General features: G+C 70.5%; 18 protein-coding genes. 12 read left to right on the top strand and 6 right to left on the bottom strand.

All coding sequences use genetic code 11. The features are described 5' to 3' along the window. Positions 1 to 140: 140 nt before the first annotated feature. Complete coding sequence (locus VIL67_RS11965; RefSeq protein ID WP_332049124.1) at positions 141 to 590, bottom strand: chemotaxis protein CheW; 450 nt, start codon at positions 588 to 590, stop codon at positions 141 to 143. A 14-nt stretch (positions 591 to 604) separates the two neighbouring features. Then, a complete protein-coding gene (locus VIL67_RS11960) occupies positions 605 to 2,110 on the bottom strand; it encodes a methyl-accepting chemotaxis protein (protein ID WP_332049468.1) in 1,506 nt (501 codons plus the stop codon). 185 nt (positions 2,111 to 2,295) lie between these two features. On the opposite strand from VIL67_RS11960, the gene VIL67_RS11955 reads away from it, so the two are divergent. The 3 genes from VIL67_RS11955 to VIL67_RS11945 all read left to right on the top strand — a co-directional run bounded on the left by VIL67_RS11955 (position 2,296) and on the right by VIL67_RS11945 (position 4,842). Continuing rightward, complete coding sequence (locus VIL67_RS11955; protein WP_332049123.1) at positions 2,296 to 2,766, top strand: MarR family winged helix-turn-helix transcriptional regulator; 471 nt, start codon at positions 2,296 to 2,298, stop codon at positions 2,764 to 2,766. 97 nt (positions 2,767 to 2,863) lie between these two features. Then, complete coding sequence (locus VIL67_RS11950; RefSeq protein ID WP_332049122.1) at positions 2,864 to 4,144, top strand: NupC/NupG family nucleoside CNT transporter; 1,281 nt, start codon at positions 2,864 to 2,866, stop codon at positions 4,142 to 4,144. Positions 4,145 to 4,209: 65 nt separating this feature from the next. Beyond that, positions 4,210 to 4,842, top strand: a complete 633-nt coding sequence (locus tag VIL67_RS11945) for a glutathione S-transferase family protein (protein WP_332049121.1) — start codon at positions 4,210 to 4,212, stop codon at positions 4,840 to 4,842. Positions 4,843 to 4,873: 31 nt separating this feature from the next. Here VIL67_RS11945 and VIL67_RS11940 read toward each other — a convergent pair whose 3' ends face one another. Both VIL67_RS11940 and VIL67_RS11935 read right to left on the bottom strand, forming a co-directional pair. After that, positions 4,874 to 5,248: a GFA family protein gene (locus VIL67_RS11940; protein WP_332049120.1), complete on the bottom strand. Its 375-nt coding sequence runs from the start codon at positions 5,246 to 5,248 to the stop codon at positions 4,874 to 4,876. A 54-nt stretch (positions 5,249 to 5,302) separates the two neighbouring features. Beyond that, positions 5,303 to 5,779 carry a PaaI family thioesterase gene (locus tag VIL67_RS11935; protein ID WP_332049119.1) on the bottom strand — a complete coding sequence of 159 codons (477 nt, stop codon included), beginning with the start codon at positions 5,777 to 5,779 and terminating at the stop codon, positions 5,303 to 5,305. An 89-nt stretch (positions 5,780 to 5,868) separates the two neighbouring features. Here VIL67_RS11935 and pcaF point away from each other — a divergent pair, with 89 nt between their 5' ends. From pcaF to VIL67_RS11890, 9 genes are all read left to right on the top strand, one after another. Next, positions 5,869 to 7,077, top strand: a complete 1,209-nt coding sequence (pcaF, locus tag VIL67_RS11930; RefSeq protein WP_332049118.1) for a 3-oxoadipyl-CoA thiolase — start codon at positions 5,869 to 5,871, stop codon at positions 7,075 to 7,077. A gap of 2 nt (positions 7,078 to 7,079) precedes the next feature. Then, positions 7,080 to 7,586, top strand: coding sequence for a hypothetical protein (locus VIL67_RS11925; protein ID WP_332049117.1), 507 nt, complete (start codon positions 7,080 to 7,082; stop codon positions 7,584 to 7,586). Positions 7,587 to 7,594: 8 nt separating this feature from the next. Then, positions 7,595 to 8,140 carry a hypothetical protein gene (locus VIL67_RS11920; protein ID WP_332049116.1) on the top strand — a complete coding sequence of 182 codons (546 nt, stop codon included), beginning with the start codon at positions 7,595 to 7,597 and terminating at the stop codon, positions 8,138 to 8,140. Between the two features lie 20 nt (positions 8,141 to 8,160). Next, positions 8,161 to 9,309 carry an acyl-CoA dehydrogenase family protein gene (locus VIL67_RS11915; RefSeq protein ID WP_332049115.1) on the top strand — a complete coding sequence of 383 codons (1,149 nt, stop codon included), beginning with the start codon at positions 8,161 to 8,163 and terminating at the stop codon, positions 9,307 to 9,309. Next, positions 9,309 to 9,596, top strand: coding sequence for a DUF3253 domain-containing protein (locus VIL67_RS11910; protein ID WP_332049114.1), 288 nt, complete (start codon positions 9,309 to 9,311; stop codon positions 9,594 to 9,596). Before VIL67_RS11915 ends, VIL67_RS11910 begins: the two co-directional genes overlap by 1 nt. Beyond that, positions 9,593 to 10,249, top strand: a complete 657-nt coding sequence (locus VIL67_RS11905; RefSeq protein WP_332049113.1) for a glutathione S-transferase family protein — start codon at positions 9,593 to 9,595, stop codon at positions 10,247 to 10,249. Before VIL67_RS11910 ends, VIL67_RS11905 begins: the two co-directional genes overlap by 4 nt. Positions 10,250 to 10,337: 88 nt before the next feature. Beyond that, entirely contained in the window at positions 10,338 to 10,916 is a 579-nt protein-coding gene (locus VIL67_RS11900) for a uracil-DNA glycosylase family protein (protein ID WP_332049112.1), read from the top strand. Continuing rightward, positions 10,913 to 11,932: an alpha/beta hydrolase gene (locus VIL67_RS11895; protein ID WP_332049111.1), complete on the top strand. Its 1,020-nt coding sequence runs from the start codon at positions 10,913 to 10,915 to the stop codon at positions 11,930 to 11,932. The genes VIL67_RS11900 and VIL67_RS11895 overlap by 4 nt, the downstream gene beginning before the upstream one ends. A gap of 63 nt (positions 11,933 to 11,995) precedes the next feature. Further along, complete coding sequence (locus VIL67_RS11890) at positions 11,996 to 13,072, top strand: Glu/Leu/Phe/Val dehydrogenase dimerization domain-containing protein (RefSeq protein ID WP_332049110.1); 1,077 nt, start codon at positions 11,996 to 11,998, stop codon at positions 13,070 to 13,072. Between the two features lie 171 nt (positions 13,073 to 13,243). Here the strand turns inward: VIL67_RS11890 and VIL67_RS11885 are convergent, their stop codons facing one another. Both VIL67_RS11885 and VIL67_RS11880 read right to left on the bottom strand, forming a co-directional pair. Further along, positions 13,244 to 13,675 (bottom strand): VOC family protein, encoded by a 432-nt coding sequence (locus VIL67_RS11885; RefSeq protein WP_332049109.1) that lies wholly within the window; start codon positions 13,673 to 13,675, stop codon positions 13,244 to 13,246. A gap of 94 nt (positions 13,676 to 13,769) precedes the next feature. Beyond that, positions 13,770 to 15,152, bottom strand: coding sequence for an MFS transporter (locus tag VIL67_RS11880; RefSeq protein ID WP_332049108.1), 1,383 nt, complete (start codon positions 15,150 to 15,152; stop codon positions 13,770 to 13,772). Between the last annotated feature and the right edge of the window lie 69 nt (positions 15,153 to 15,221).

The raw sequence follows: 15,221 nt of genomic DNA, 5'->3' as shown, positions 1-15,221 counted from the left end.
GATTACGTTCAGGGAGGAAGAGGCGGCCGGAGTTGTTCGCGCGGGGCTTGCCTGCACGCCGCGTGCTCAGGCTTGAGGTTGCGCGCCGTCTTAGGGGCGCCGGTAGCCGTGGGCCGGCGCGCGGCGCCCGCCCCGGCGGATCAGGCGGCGGCGTCGAGCGCCGTCTGGGGGATTGTGCCGTCGAGGTTCAGCACGGTGACGATGCCGTCGGCGCCGGTGATCACCCCGGTCACGAAGCCTCGGTAATCCGAGCCCAGCTCCGGCGGCGGCTTCATCTCGCCGTCGGCCACCGTGACAATGTCGCACACCGCGTCCACAAGCAGGCCGACCGGGCGTCCGGCGAGGTCGGCGACCACGACCACGGACGAGGCGTCCGGCTCGATCCGCGCCAGGCCGAGCAGGCCCGCCAGGTCGACGACCGGCAGCACGGCGCCGCGCAGGTTGATCATTCCCAGCACATATTCCGGCGCGTGGGGCAGGGGCGTGGAGGCGGTCCAGCCGCGGATCTCACGGACCGACATGATGTCCAGGGCGAACAGCTGTTCACCGATGCGGACCGAGATCAACTCGGCGGGGGAGGTGGGGGTCAAGGCTGAAGCCTCCATCAGAATTCTTCCCAGCCGGCGGGCTGGAGCTTGAGCGCCGCGCCGCCGGCGCTGGCGCGGCGCAGTTGCGGCAGGCTGGCGCGCGCGGGCGCCGGCCTCTGGGCTGCGGCAGGAGCCGGAGCAGGGCTTGGGCGACCGGCGTGGGCCTCATCGACCTTGAAGCGGCCGATCAGTTGGCTGAGTTGGGCGGTTTCCTGCGCCAGGCTGTGGCTGGCGGCGGTGGTCTGCTCGACCATGGCCGCGTTCTGCTGGGTGACCTGGTCCATCTGGTTGACTGCGGTGTTCACCTCGGCGAGGCCGGTGGCCTGCTCGGCCGCGGAGGCGGCGATCTCGGTGACCACGCCGGTGATGTCAGCCACCTGGGCGACGATGCGCTCGAGCGCTTCGCCGGTGCGGCCCACGAGGTCGACGCCCACGCCAACCTGATGCCCAGAGGCCGAGATCAGGCCCTTGATCTCCTTGGCGGCGTCGGCCGAACGCTGGGCCAGGGCCCGCACCTCGGAGGCGACCACGGCGAAGCCGCGGCCCGCGTCGCCGGCCCGGGCGGCTTCCACCCCGGCGTTGAGCGCCAGCAGGTTGGTCTGGAAGGCGATCTCGTCGATCACCCCGATGATCTGGCCGATCTGGGCGGAGGACTTCTCGATGCCGCTCATGGCTTCGACGGCCTGGCGCACCACCTCGCCGGAGCGCTCGGCGTCCTCACGGGCGGCCTGCACAACGTCGCGGGCGTGGTTCGCGCCCTCGGCGGTCTTGCGCACGGTGGCGGTGATCTCGTCCAGCGCCGCGGCCGTCTGCTCAAGGCTCGCCGCCTGTTGCTCGGTGCGCTTGGAGAGGTCGTCGGCCGCCTGGCCGATCTCGCCGGTCGCCGCCCCGATGCTGCTGGTCGTTCCGATAATCACGCCGACAACCTGCGCCAGACGCGTGATCGCCGCGTTAAAATCGCCCTGCACACGTGCATATTCCGGCGGAAACTCGCCCTGCAGCCGGACGGTCAGGTCGCCGTCGGCCAGGGCTTCGAGGCCTTCGGCGAGCCGGCTCATCACCGCCTCCAGCCGCTCCGCGGCCTCGCCGCGCTGCGCCTCGTTGGCGGCGCGCTCAGCCTCCACCGCGGTCACGTCGCTGGCGAACTTGATCACCTTGTAGGGCTTGCCGTCGGGGCCGAGCATCGGGTTGTAGCTGGCCTGGATCCAGACCTCCCGACCGCCCTTGCCGTAGCGGAGGTACTTGTCGGTAAAGAATTCGCCCCGCGCCAGCCGCGACCAGAAGGCGCGGTATTCGGGGCCCGCCGCATAGTCGGGGTCGACGAAGAGGCTGTGATGCCGGCCGACCACCTCCTCGGCCGTGTAGCCCAAGGTGGCCAGGAAGTTCTCGTTGGCGGCCAGGATGGTCCCGTCGAGCTCGAACTCGATAACCGCCTGCGAGCGCATGATCGCCGCGACCTTGGCTTCCAGTTCGGCCACATGGTCGGCCTGCGCCTGCCGGCGCTCACGATTGGCTTTGAACATCTTCACCCACACAGCCTGACATCGCGGTTCTTCGACCGCAGTGCGTGGCGTTCTGACGCAGCAGGCTTAAGGAATGTTGTATCGGGTGAGATATTTTATTCCTCGATAGGATCGGACTCGATGCTTTAGGGGCTTATTCACGCCTCCGGGTTGCAATGCGGCATGCACGCCCGGAACCCGCGAACATGAACGCCGTACCCGTTTCCCTCTCGCCGGAGGCCTATGACGACCTCCAGCTCGACCGTCAGCTCTGCCTCGCGGTGCAGATCTGCGACAGCCAGATCACCCGCATCTACCGCGAGCTGCTGAAGCCCCTGGGGCTCACCCACCCGCAGTACCTCGTCCTGCTGGTGCTCTGGGAACTGCCGCGCGCCACCATGGGCGACCTCCGGCGCGCGCTGTGCATGGACACCGGCGCGATCACCCCGCTCGTCAAGCGCATGGAGGCCGAGGGACTGTTGAAGCGCTCCCGCGACCAGGCCGACGAGCGACGCGTCTGGGTCGATCTCACGGACAAGGGGCGGAAGCTTCGCGACGCCGTGGCTGGCGTGCGCCAGGAAGTCGCGCGCCGTATCCCGATGAGCGCCGCCGAGCTCGGCGAGCTGCGCAGCGTGCTCCAGCGACTGAACGCCCGCATGCTCGAGGCCGCGCGCTAACGCTCTCCCTCCGCCCGGCTTGCGCTCGCCTCCGTCTGGCGCCCTTTATCGATCCTTGGGCCGCCCGACTCGGGCGGGGAGGGGGCCAAGGCGCACGATGATCGGACCGGAGAACGTCCAGAGCCTGGCGGGCGTCGCGCTCGTGCTGCTTGCCTGCTGGGGCCTCTCCGAAGACCGCAAGCGCTTCCCCTGGAAGCTGGCGATCGGCGCGATCCTGCTCCAGGCGCTGCTGGTGCTGGCGCTCTTCGGCCTGCCGGCTCTGCGCGCCGGCCTGGCTGGCGTCGGCACGGTGGTGGACGGCCTCGCCAACTCCACCCAGGCCGGCGTCAGCTTCGTGTTCGGCTTCCTGGCCGGCACCCCGAACCAGCCGTACGAGCTGGTCAATCCGTCGGGCCTGTTCGTCTTCGCCTTCCGGGTCCTGCCGGTGATCCTGGTGGTCTGCGCCCTGGCCGCCCTGCTTTGGCACTGGCGCATCCTGAAGTGGGTGACCCAGGCCTTCGGGCTGCTGTTCGAACGCACCATGGGCCTGCGCGGCGCGCCCGCGCTCGCCACCGCCACGACCATCTTCATGGGCCAGGTGGAAGGGCCGATCTTCATCCGCAGCTACCTGCCCAGCCTGTCGCGTTCGGAGCTGTTCCTGCTGATCGCCGTGGGCATGGCCTGCGTCTCAGGCTCCACCATGGTCGCCTACGCCACCATCCTGCGCGATGTGCTGCCGAACGCCGCCGCCCACGTGCTGACGGCGTCCATTGTTTCGGCGCCGGCCGGCGTGCTGCTGGCGCGCATCATCGTGCCGCGCAATCCGGCCGCCGAGCAGCCGCAGGACCTCGATCCCGCCCAAGCCAAGCGTTACGAGAGCTCGGTGGACGCCCTGATCAAGGGCACGGGCGACGGCCTGCAGATCGTCCTGAACGTCGCCGCCACCCTGATCGTCTTCGTCGCCCTGGTGGCCATGCTGAACGGCGTGCTCGGCCTGTTCCCCGACGTGCTGGGGGCGCCGCTCTCGGTGGAACGGATCCTCGGCGTGCTGTTCGCGCCGCTCGCCTGGGCGATCGGGGTGCCGTGGGAAGACGCCCTGCAGGCGGGCTCCCTGCTCGGCGTGAAGCTGGTGCTGACCGAGTTCACCGCCTTCATCAACCTGGGGGCCGTGCCGGTGGGCGAGATGAGCGAGCGCACCCGCGTTCTGATGACCTACGCGCTCTGCGGCTTCGCCAACGTGGCCTCCGTCGGGATCAATCTGGCGGGCTACTCCGTGCTCGTGCCGGAGCGGCGGAACGAGATCGTCGGCATGGTGTGGAAGGCGATGTTCGCCGGCTTTCTGGCCACCTGCCTCACCGCCTCGGTCGTTGGCCTGCTGCCCCGGGCGCTGTTCGGCTGAGCCGAGCTTGACCGCGGTGACCGACCGTGCGCTTTTTCCCGCGTAACGATGGGAGGAACAGCGCCATGAAGCTCTACGACACGCCGCTCGCCCCCAACCCGCGCCGGGTGCGCTGGTTCATGGCCGAGAAGGGGATCGAGGACGTCGAGGTGATCACCCTCAACCTGCTTGAGGGCACCCACAAGCAGCCCGAGTACCTGCAGAAGGCCGGCCTGGCCAACGTCCCCATGCTCGAGCTGGACGACGGGACCTGCTTCACCGAGAGCGTCGCCATCTGCCGCTACCTCGAAAGCCGCTATCCCGAGCCGAACATGTTCGGCCGCACAGCCGAAGAGACGGCGCTGATCGAGATGTGGCTGCGCCGCGCCGAGATGCTGGTGGCGACGCCCTTCATGCTCGGCGTGCGCCACTCGCACCCGGCGCTCGCCGTGCTGGAGCAGCAGAACCCCGCGGTCGCCGACTACAACAAGGAACAGGGGCTGAAGGCGCTCAAGGTGCTCGACCGGCGCCTCGCCGAGAGCGAGTGGCTGGCGGGGGAGCGGATCACCATCGCCGACATCGTCGCCTTCGTGGGCATCGACTTCGGGCGGATGATCAAGCTGAAGCCGCCGCAGGACCTGGCCCATGTGAACCGGTGGGCTGACGCCATGCGCGCCCGCCCGGCCGCTCAGGCGGGGATGCCCAAGGCCGCGGCCTAACCTCTCGCGGCTTCGGCGGCGACCTGGCCGGTCAGCCTGGGTCGCCGACCTTCTGCGCGTCGAGGTAGGCCCAGGTGGCGGCGCCGTCGAAGTGGCGGATCTTCACCGTGGACCAGTCCAGACCGTCCATCATCCGCGCGTTGACGCCCATCTTCTTCAGCTTGCCGTCCAGGCTTTGCCAGTGGGTGAGGCAGCCGCAGCTCTTGCAGCGATGGAAGGCCAGCATGCGATCGCCCCAGACATAGGGCTGGGTGGAGCCCGTGGGCGGCAGGCGCACGTCGTTCGGCTGGTAGTACGCCCATCGCGCCCCGCTGCGCCGGCAGATGGAGCAGTTGCAGATCGTCACCTCGCTCGGCATGGGCGCCGAGAGGCGAACGATCCCGCAGTGGCAGACGGCCTCGGTCATCCGCCGATGCTAGCCGCGCCCGCGCCGCTTGTCTCGCAGAGGGCGCGCGGCGGCCTAGCTGCCCCGCCGCGGCCCGACCTTCTTCAGCACCGAGGAGAAGCTCATCATCGGCTCGCCGCCCTGGCTGGCGTTCACGATCACCCCGCGCACGAACACCATGCTGCGGCCGGCCTTCACCACCTCGCCGGTGCATTCCACGATGTCGCCGATCGCCGCCGAGCCCACGAACTCGCCGTTGAAGGTGGCGGTGACCGCGCGGCTCTCCTGCAGGGCCTCGCCGGCGATCACGAACAGGCAGAAGTCGGCGAAGGTCATCATGCAGCCGCCGTGCATGAACATCCCGCCGTTCATGTGCTTCCGCTCCGCCCTGAAGGCGCAGACCCGCCGGCCGTCCCGCTCCTGGAAGTAGAAGGGCCCGGCCAGGTCCTCGTACGGGTCGCCGCCCGGATAGTAGCTCCAGCCGGCCCACTCGCCCTCGGTCACCGTCCGGAGCTTCGAGATGTAGTCCCCTTCGTCCTGCCCGCCGTCCATCGCCCCTCCTGACCACGCGGGAAGCGTTTGCCCGCGCGGATTTCAAACACTAGTTTGCCGGCCCGCTTGGAACCATCAGGAGCGAGCCCATGCAAGGCCGGACCGTCTATCTCTGCACGGGCGTGCGCACCCCCATCGGCCGCTACGGCGGCGCCCTGGCCAAGGTCCGGGCCGACGACCTGGCCGCCCACCCGCTGCGGGTTCTGATGGAGCGCCTGCCCTCCGTCGACTGGGAGGCGGTGGACGAGGTGGTCTACGGCTGCGTGAACCAGGCCGGCGAAGACAACCGCAACGTCGCCCGCATGGCGCTTCTGCTGGCGGGCATGCCGCAGCGGACGCCGGGGCTTACCGTCAACCGCCTCTGCGCCTCAGGCCTGGACGCCACCATCGCCGGCGCCCGGATGATCGCCACGGGCGAGGCCGACCTCGTCGTCACCGGCGGGGTGGAGAGCATGACCCGCTCGCCCTTCGTCATGGGCAAGGCCGACAGCGCCTTCTCCCGCCAGGCGGAGATCTTCGACACCACCATCGGCTGGCGTTTCGTGAACCCGAAGATGCAGAAGGACTTCGGCGTCGATTCCATGCCGGAGACCGCCGAGAACGTGGCCACCGACTACCAGATCGCCCGCGACGACCAGGACGCCTTCGCCCACCGCAGCCAACAGCGGGTCGGCAAGGCCCGCGAGCGCGGCTTCTTCGACCGCGAGATCGCCCCGGTCACCATCAAGGACCGCAAGGGCGACGTGGTCGTGGCGCAGGACGAGCATCCCCGGCCGGACACGACCCTGGACGCGCTCAAGGGCCTGAAGCCCATCGTCCGCGCCGACGGCACGGTCACCGCGGGCAACGCCTCGGGCGTCAACGACGGCGCCGCGGCCCTGCTGCTGGCCTCGGAGGAGGCCGTGAAGAAGTACGGCCTGGAGCCCCTGGCGCGCATCGAGGGCGGCGCCTCCGGCGGCGTCGCCCCGCGGGTGATGGGCGTGGGCCCGGTGCCCGCCGTCGACCGCCTCACCGCGCGGCTTGGCATCAGCGCCCGCGACTTCGACGTCATCGAGCTGAACGAGGCCTTCGCCGCCCAGGCCCTGGCCTGCACGCGGGCCTGGGGCCTCGCCGACGACGCCGAGCACGTGAACCCGCACGGCGGCGCCATCGCCATCGGCCACCCGCTGGGAGCCTCCGGCGCGCGCCTGGCGCTGACCGCCGCCCGCGCGCTCAAGGAGCGCGGCGGGGAGCGCGCGCTCGCCACCATGTGCGTCGGCGTCGGCCAGGGCTCGGCCATGGCGCTGGCCAGGGCCTGAGCATGCGCCGCGCCGTGAGCCTGGCGGCGGCGCTGGCCGTCGTCCTCTGCGGCGCAGGGGCTGCGGCCGCCGAGCCGCGCTCGCGCATCGCCGCCGACGGGGCGGTGGAGCTCTATGCCGGCGAACGGGTGACGCTGCGCTTCACCGCCGCCGGTCCACCGCAGCTCGTGAAGGCGGAGGCTGCGCCCCTGACGGCGGCCAATCCGCCGAAGCCAGGGCAGGGCGCCTTTCCGGATCCGCCGGCCGGGGCGGTGGTGTTGGCGGCCGGGCGAGAGGGCGGCCAACTGCGGCTGAAGATCGAGAGCGGCCTCAGCCAGGCGTTCGACTACCGCGCGCGGCTGCTCGGGGCGGCGGGCGAGGTCGCCCCCGCCTGCACGGCGCTGCCGTTGCTGGCCAGCTACGAGCAGTGGACGACGCCGGCCGAAGGCGTGCGCCTCTCGGACTTCCGCTTCCGCGACACGAACGAGGTGGTCTGCTATCCGGCGGGCCAGCCGCCCTTGGCCAAGTGAGCGTCCCCATGCTGTCCCTCGTCCTCGCCGCCGCCGTCGCCGCCCAGGCCGCGCCTCCGCCCAAGGGCGCCGCCGCGCCCAAGGCCTCCCCCCCGGCCAAGGCCGCCGCCCAAAGCCTGGCCTTCACGCCGAAGACCACGGTCGACGGCGAGACCCTGCAGGTGATCCTCGGCCAGCGCGCCATCTTCACCGTCGGCGACAACGGCCGCGCGTTCATCGAGAAGGTGGAGGACGGCAAGCTCGCCGCCGCCCATCCGGCCGGCCAGGTGAAGGAAACGTTCGAGGCCCCGGGCGAGGGGCTGGTGGCCGCCGCCCTCGACGGCTCGGCCGAGAAGCGCGCCACCGTGCTGAAGGTGTGGAACGGCCGCGCCGAGCCGCTCGACTTCCGCGCCATCGCCCTCGTGCTGCGCGGCCAGAAGCTCTCGCCCATGCCGGTGAACATCTGCGCCGTCCCGGCCGGGCAGACCAAGACCTACACCTGGCCCGCGCCCATCGTGGCGGTGGGCCTGGCCCGCTTCACGGGCAAGCCCAACGACGACGCAAGCTGCAAATAGACCTTGGGGGACCTGACACCATGGCGCTCGACCTCGAGACCCGCGACCAGCTCATCGACACCGTCCGCCGGTTCGTCACCGAGCGCCTGCGCCCGCTGGAAGCGCAGGTGGCCGAGCAGGACGCCATGCCCGACGACGTCGTCGAGGAGATGAAGGGCCTCGGCCTCTTCGGCCTGTCGATCCCCGAACAGTACGGCGGCCTCGACCTCTCCATGGAGGACGAGTGCCTGGTGGCCGTGGAGCTCGGCCGCACCAGCCCCGCCTTCCGCTCGGCCTTCGGCACCAACGTCGGCATCGGCTCCCAGGGCCTGGTGATGTTCGGCACCGACGAGCAGAAGCAGAAGTACCTGCCGGGCATCGCCTCGGGCGAGATCATCACCTCCTTCGCCCTGACCGAGCCGGAGGCCGGCTCCGACAGCGCCAATGTCCAGACCCGCGCCCTCCGCGACGGCGACCACTACGTCCTGAACGGCGCCAAGCGCTACATCACCAACGCCAACAAGGCCCACCTCTTCACCGTCATGGCCCGCTCGGACCCGGACAAGGCCGGCGCCGGCGGCGTCTCGGCCTTCCTGGTGGAGCGCGACCTGCCCGGCCTCAGCGTCGGCAAGCCCGAGAAGAAGATGGGCCAGCAGGGCGCCCACATCTGCGACGTCTACTTCGACAACGTCCGGGTGCCGGTCGAGAACCGCCTGGGCCGCGAGGGCGAGGGGTTCAAGGTGGCCATGCAGGTGCTCGACCGTGGGCGCCTGCACATCTCCGCGGTCTGCGTGGGCGTCGCCGAGCGGCTGATCGCCGACAGCGTCGCCTACATGACCGAGCGCAAGCAGTTCGGCCAGGCGCTCTCCAACTTCCAGCTGCTGCAGGGCATGATCGCTGACTGCAAGACCGAGGTCCTGGCCGCCAAGGCCCTGACCATGGAGACCGCCCGCAAGCGCGACGCCGGGCAGAGCGTCACCATGGAGGCGGCGGCCGCCAAGTACTTCGCCTCCGAGATGGTCGGCCGCGTCGCCGACCGCGCCGTGCAGATCTTCGGCGGCGCCGGCTACATCGGCGAATACGGCGTCGAGCGCTTCTACCGCGACGTGCGCATCTTCCGGATCTACGAGGGCACCAGCCAAATCCAGCAGGTGGTCATCGCCCGCGAGACCCTCAAGCGGGGCGGCTGATGTCGGCTCAGGTCGAGGCGGCCATCTTCGACCTGCTGGGCAAGCTCGCGCCCGGCAAGTCGATCTCGCCCGAGGATGTCGCCAAGGCGGTGGACGCGGCCGGCTGGCGGCGCGAACTTGGCAAGGTGAAGCCGGTGGCCGTCGGCCTCGCCCGCCAGGGCAAGCTGGTGATCACCCGGCACGGCAAGCCGGCCGATCCGGAGAAGTTCAAGGGCGTCTGGCGCATGCGCCTGCCGGGCGGCGACGACGCGCCGGCGGCGGAGACGCAAGAGGGAGAAGAGCCATGACCATCAAGATCTACGGCGGCACCCTGTCGCCGTTCGTGCGCAAGACGGTCGTCTTCGCCGTGGAGAAGGGGATCGACTTCGAGCTGGTGCAGGCGTTCGGCCCGATGGGGCCGCCCGAGTTCAAGGCGGCCAGCCCGTTCGGCAAGATCCCCGCCATGACGCACGGCGACTTCAGCCTGGCCGACTCCACCGCCATCGTCACCTACCTCGACGCCATCCAGCCCGAGCCGAACCTGATCCCCACGGAGCCCAAGGCCCGCGCCACGACGATCTGGTTCGAGGAGTTTGGCGACACCATCGTGGGCGCCTGCGCGGGCAAGGTGTTCTTCAACCGCTTCGTGGCGCCCAAGCTGCTGGGCCGTGACGGCGACCTCGCCGCCGCCGACGAGGCCGAGCGGGTCGAGTTCCCCAAGGTGGCCGACTACCTGGAGAAGGTGGTTCCCGCGGCCGGCTATCTGGTGGAGGACCGCTTCACCCTCGCCGACATCGCCGTCGCCAGCCCCTTCGCCACCCTCGAGCACGGCAAGTGCCTGCTGAACCCGACGACGCACCCGAAGGCCTACGGCTACGTGGAGTCGATCCTCGCCCGCCCGTCCTTCGCCAAGCTGATCGAGCAGGAGCGCCAGATCGTGAAGGCCCGCGAGAGCGCGTGAGGCTTTCCTCTCCCGCGCCTCCGGCGTGGGAGAGAAGGCGCGCGCTCCGCCGCATTGCCTCCGCCGGCCGGGGGCCTAAGTACGAGGCATGCCCCTCGACACCCTGCTGGCGGAGATCCGCGGCTGCCGGGCCTGCGCCGCGGACCTGGCCCACGAACCGCGGCCGGTGGTGCGCGTCTCCCGCCAGACCCGCCTGCTGATCTGCGGCCAGGCGCCGGGCCGCAAGGTGCACGAGAGCGGCCTCCCGTTCGACGACGCGTCCGGGGACCGCCTGCGCGACTGGCTGGGCGTCGACCGCGCCACCTTCTACGGCGACGAACGCCTGGGCACGGCGGCCATGGCCTTTTGCTTTCCCGGCACCGACCCCAAGGGCGGCGACTACCCGCCGCCGCCGCGCTGCGCCAACCTCTGGCGCCGCCGCCTGCTCTCCGAGCTGCCGAATGTGGAGCTCACCCTGCTGGTGGGCGGCCACGCGCAGGCCTGGGCGCTGGGGACCCGCGGCCCGATGTGGGAGACGGTGCGCAACTGGCGGAGCTATCTGCCGGACCGCCTGCCCCTGCCGCACCCGTCCTGGCGCAACACCCACTGGCTGAAGCGAAACCCCTGGTTCGACGCCGAAGTTACGCCTTACCTGAAGGACAGGGTTCGCCAGATCCTCCAGCCATGACCCGACTGCTCGCCGTTCTCCTCGCCGCGCTCAGCCTGGCCGCCTGCGCGCCCATGGCGATCCAGCAGGCCGGCCGCCCGCCCGCCGGTTTCCCAGGCCCGGCGCTGGCCGCCGACAGCATCACCACCTTCGACGGCGCTCGGCTGGGCCTCAGCCGATGGGAGGCGGCCGGCGAGCCCTGGGCGGTGATCGTCGGCGTCCACGGCATGAACGACTACGGCGCCGCCTTTCACCTGGCGGCGCCCTGGTGGGCGGAACAGGGTGTGACCACCTACGCCTACGACCAGCGCGGCTTCGGGCGCTCGCCGGGTCGGGGCATCTGGGCCGACGACGAGGTCCTGGTCGAGGACCTGCGCACCGTGGTGGCGCTCGCCCGCGCCCGGCATCCGACCGCCATCATCGCCGTGGCGGGCGAGAGCATGGGCGGCGCCGTGGCCGCCAAGGCCTTCGCCTCGGACCGGCCGCCCGCCGCCGACCGGCTGGTGCTGCTGGCGCCGGCGGTCTGGGGCTGGGACAGCCAGCCGCTGCCCTACAAGACGGCGCTGTGGTTCGCCGCCAACGTCACCCCGGGCAAGGTCTATACCCCGCCGCGTTGGCTCTCGGAGAAGATCGTCGCCAGCGACAACCGCGCCGAGCTGATCCGCATGGGCCGCGACCCGCTGATGGTGTGGGGCGCGCGCTCCGACACCCTCTACGGCCTCGTGCAGCTGATGGACGAAGGCGCCGAGAGCATCGGCCGGACCAGGGCGCCCACCCTCTACCTCGCCGGCAGGCACGACCAGATCATCCCCACCAAGGCGCACAAGCGCGCCGCCCGCCAGCTGAGGCCGGCGGACCGGAGCGCCTGGTACGAGAACGGCTACCACCTGCTGACCCGCGACCTGCAGGGCCCGCTGGTGTGGCGCGACATCCTGGCCTTCGTCCGCGACCCGCAGGCGCCGCTGCCTTCCGGCGCGCCGCCGATCCCGGGCGCGCCGCAGCCGCAGGTCGGCGCGCGCCGGGCCGCGGGGTTGTGACATGGCGGAGAGGGGCGTAGAGGCTGGCGCAAACCTTTCCCGTCAGAGGGCGTTGCAGGCGGCATGACCTTGTTCGATTCCCCGGCCTTCGAGGGCCACGAAGGCGTCCATTCGTTCTTCGACGAAAGAACCGGCCTTCGGACCATCATCGCCGTGCACTCCACGGCCCGGGGACCCGCCGCCGGCGGCTGCCGCATGTGGCCCTACCCCACCGCCGAGCTTGCCCTGGAGGACGCGCTGCGCCTGTCCCGGGCCATGTCCTACAAGAACGCCATGGCCGACCTGGAGCTGGGCGGCGGCAAGGCTGTGATCATCGGCGACAGCCGGACCCAGAAGACCCCCGCGCTGTTCGAAGCCTTCGGCCGCGCCGTCGAGCGGGTCGGCGGCCGTTACTGGACGGCGGAGGACGTCGGCGTCTCGCCGGCCGACCTGACCCACGCCCGCAGGCACACCCGCTACGTGGCCGGCCTGGAAGGCCATCCGGCCGCCTCGGGCGACCCCAGCCCGGTGACCGCCGAGGGCATCTTCCGCGGCATCCGGCTGTGCGTCCGCCGCGGATTAAGCCGCGACCTGGACGGCGTGACCGTGGCGATCCAGGGCGTCGGCCACGTGGGCGCCTACCTGGCCGACAAGCTGCATGCGGCGGGCGCCAAGCTGGTGATCGCCGACGTCAACGAGGCGGCGGTGCGCGAGGTCGCCGCCCGCACCGGCGCGAAGGTCGTGCCCGCCGCCGCCATCTTCGACGCCCAGGCCGACGTGTTCGCGCCCTGCGCGCTGGGCGGCGCCATCAACGAGGAGACGCTGCAGCGGATCTCCGCGCCGATCATCGCCGGCGGCGCCAACAACCAGCTGGCCTCGCCCGAGATCGGGCGCGAGCTCTTCGCCCAGGGGCGGCTCTACGCCCCCGACTACGTGATCAACGGCGGCGGCATCATCAACGTCGCCGGCGAGATCCGCGCTCTGGAGCGCGGCGAGGCCTTCGACGCGGCCTGGGTGGAGGCCAAGCTCGGCCGTCTGATGGACACCCTGGACGAGGTCCTCGACCGCGCCCGCCAGGAAAAGCGCCCCACCCACGAGGTCGCCAACGAGATCGCCCGCGCCCGCATCGCCGGGGCCGCGGAGAAGAAGGCCGCGGCCTGACCGCCTCTCCCGCGCCGCAGGCGCGGGAGAGGAGGGCCTCCTAAGCCAAAAACAAACCCGCTCACCCCGGCGAAAGCCGGGGCCCAAGCGACCTGGGGCCTGCACATCGGCCGGGGGAGGGCGGCGACGTGGGCTTGGGTCCCGGCTTTCGCCGGGACGAGCGGAAGAGGGTTACGCCAACTCGCGTTCCGGCACGCCCGGGCCAGGCTGCACGATGGCGGGGTCCATCCACATGACTTCCCAGACGTGCCCGTCGGGATCCTGGAAGCTGACGCCATACATCACGCCGTGGTCCTGGGCGGGCATCCACGGCTTGCCGCCGTTGGCGAGCGCCTTCGAAAGGAAGCCGTCCACCTCGGCGCGGCTGTCGGCGGAGAGGCAGATCAGCGCCTCCTTGCCCTTGGACGTGTCGGCGATCTCGCCCGTGATGAAGCTCTTGAACTTCTCCTCGGTGAGCAGCATCGCCACGATGTTCTCCTCGATCACCATCGAGATGGCCGTCTCGTCGGAGAACTGCGGGTTCTGGACTAAGCCCAGTCCGGCGTAGAAGCGGCGCGAGGCCTCGAGGTCCTTCACTGGCAGATTCACGAAGATCATCCGCATGGCGTTCGCTCCTGTGCGTCTTTGCGGCGGTTAGCTCGCCCCAAGGACGCGGAGCCTACGCCCGTCCCGACACGGCGCCGCGAACTTTCTCTCGTCAGAGCGCCTGCAGTCGGGCCGTCCGGGGCTCCTTCACCGCGACCAGCAGCAGCAGGAGAGCCAGCGCCAGGAAGCCCAGCGAGGCGCCGAACACCACGTTGTAGCCCAGCGCCTCGGCCATGAGCCCGCCGATCAGCGGTCCCGCCGTGGCGGTGATGCTCTCGGCCGTGGCCGAGACCGCGATCCGCATGGGCAACTCGTCGCGGCTGCCGAACTCCAGGATCATGGTCTGGGCGGCCATCATGTAGCCGGACTGCGCTGCGCCCAGGCCGCAGAAGGCGATGAAGATCGGCCCGATGTCGTGCAGCGACATCAGCAGAACCGTGGCTGCGATCCAGCCCAGCAGCGAGACCAGCAGCACCAGCCGGAAGCCGGTCTTGTCGCCGAGGTAGCCCCAGACCAGGTTCGAGACGGTGTCGGCCCCGAGGTAGGCCAGCGACAGCAGGCCCAGCGTCTTGCCGTCGAGGCCGATCTTCGAGCCCACGTAGATGATGTAGAACGGGGTGGCGATCCGCGCCGAGGTCGCCAGCATCTGGGTCAGCACGAAGGCGCCGTAGCTCTTGTCCTGGCGGATCAGCCGCGGGAAGTCGTGGATGCGGTCGCGAAAGCGGCCCTGCTCCCGGGTGGTCGGCGGCTCAGGCTCCTTCAACAGGAGCTGCAGCGCCCAGAGGCCGGCGCTGGTCAGGAAAAAGGCGAAGACGAAGGTTGTCGAATAGCCGTTGCCGAACAGGTTCGCGTCGATGAACCAACGTCCGGCGAAATAGGCCAGCGCCGCGGCGATCAACCCCCCGGTGGCGTTGCGCCAGGCCTGCAGGCGGCCGCGCCGGCTGATCGGGATCACCTTGGCCATGAGCATCGAGAACACCACTCGCTGGGCGCCCATGAAGATGCCGAACATCAGCATGAAGCCCAGGATCGCGGCCACGCGGGGGCGGGTGATCCACTCGCCCAGCGGACCCAGGCTGTAGCGGATCGGGTCGTTGGGCAGGAACCAGCCCGCCAGCGCGATCCCCAGGATCGCCATCCGCGCCAGGCCGCCCATCCACAGGGCCGCCGGCATCACCTTGGTGCGGTGCTCGATCTTGGTGGCGCCAAAGATCGGCGAGATCACCCCGCCCACCTGCTGCAGCGCCAGGCCGAGGCCGACGATGGCGTTCGATCCTGAGATGGCGAACAGGTAGGCGGGCAGGAAGGTGGGGGCGTTGACCAGCCGGAAGCCGGTCATTCCGAGCATGCCGTGCAGGTAGTTGCCGAGGTAGTTGCGCCTCAGGTTGTCCCAGACGAACTTCTCGTAGGCCGCCTCTCGGGCGGGAAGGTCGTCATCGCCCGACCCTTGCGAGTCCGCGGGCGCGACGTCCGGCGCGTCAGCCTTGGCGTCCAAAATGAAATCGCCGCGCGCCGACTGAAGCCCGCCCCGCGGCCCCCTTTTACGAAAACGTCAAAATCAATG

It is taken from the genome of Phenylobacterium sp., from assembly GCF_036563385.1.
Taxonomy (GTDB): domain Bacteria; phylum Pseudomonadota; class Alphaproteobacteria; order Caulobacterales; family Caulobacteraceae; genus Phenylobacterium.
This window is presented reverse-complemented; position numbering and strand designations above follow the sequence as displayed.

Excerpts from the sequence above, each read along its gene's own strand:
- VIL67_RS11960 (WP_332049468.1), bottom strand. The coding sequence starts at position 2,110 with ATGTTCAAAGCCAATCGTGAGCGCCGGCAGGCGCAGGCCGACCATGTG.
- VIL67_RS11955 (WP_332049123.1), top strand. The coding sequence starts at position 2,296 with ATGAACGCCGTACCCGTTTCCCTCTCGCCGGAGGCCTATGACGACCTC.
- VIL67_RS11950 (WP_332049122.1), top strand. The coding sequence starts at position 2,864 with ATGATCGGACCGGAGAACGTCCAGAGCCTGGCGGGCGTCGCGCTCGTG.
- VIL67_RS11945 (WP_332049121.1), top strand. The coding sequence starts at position 4,210 with ATGAAGCTCTACGACACGCCGCTCGCCCCCAACCCGCGCCGGGTGCGC.
- VIL67_RS11940 (WP_332049120.1), bottom strand. The coding sequence starts at position 5,248 with ATGACCGAGGCCGTCTGCCACTGCGGGATCGTTCGCCTCTCGGCGCCC.
- VIL67_RS11935 (WP_332049119.1), bottom strand. The coding sequence starts at position 5,779 with ATGGACGGCGGGCAGGACGAAGGGGACTACATCTCGAAGCTCCGGACG.
- pcaF (WP_332049118.1), top strand. The coding sequence starts at position 5,869 with ATGCAAGGCCGGACCGTCTATCTCTGCACGGGCGTGCGCACCCCCATC.
- VIL67_RS11925 (WP_332049117.1), top strand. The coding sequence starts at position 7,080 with ATGCGCCGCGCCGTGAGCCTGGCGGCGGCGCTGGCCGTCGTCCTCTGC.
- VIL67_RS11920 (WP_332049116.1), top strand. The coding sequence starts at position 7,595 with ATGCTGTCCCTCGTCCTCGCCGCCGCCGTCGCCGCCCAGGCCGCGCCT.
- VIL67_RS11915 (WP_332049115.1), top strand. The coding sequence starts at position 8,161 with ATGGCGCTCGACCTCGAGACCCGCGACCAGCTCATCGACACCGTCCGC.
- VIL67_RS11910 (WP_332049114.1), top strand. The coding sequence starts at position 9,309 with ATGTCGGCTCAGGTCGAGGCGGCCATCTTCGACCTGCTGGGCAAGCTC.
- VIL67_RS11905 (WP_332049113.1), top strand. The coding sequence starts at position 9,593 with ATGACCATCAAGATCTACGGCGGCACCCTGTCGCCGTTCGTGCGCAAG.
- VIL67_RS11900 (WP_332049112.1), top strand. The coding sequence starts at position 10,338 with ATGCCCCTCGACACCCTGCTGGCGGAGATCCGCGGCTGCCGGGCCTGC.
- VIL67_RS11895 (WP_332049111.1), top strand. The coding sequence starts at position 10,913 with ATGACCCGACTGCTCGCCGTTCTCCTCGCCGCGCTCAGCCTGGCCGCC.
- VIL67_RS11890 (WP_332049110.1), top strand. The coding sequence starts at position 11,996 with ATGACCTTGTTCGATTCCCCGGCCTTCGAGGGCCACGAAGGCGTCCAT.
- VIL67_RS11885 (WP_332049109.1), bottom strand. The coding sequence starts at position 13,675 with ATGCGGATGATCTTCGTGAATCTGCCAGTGAAGGACCTCGAGGCCTCG.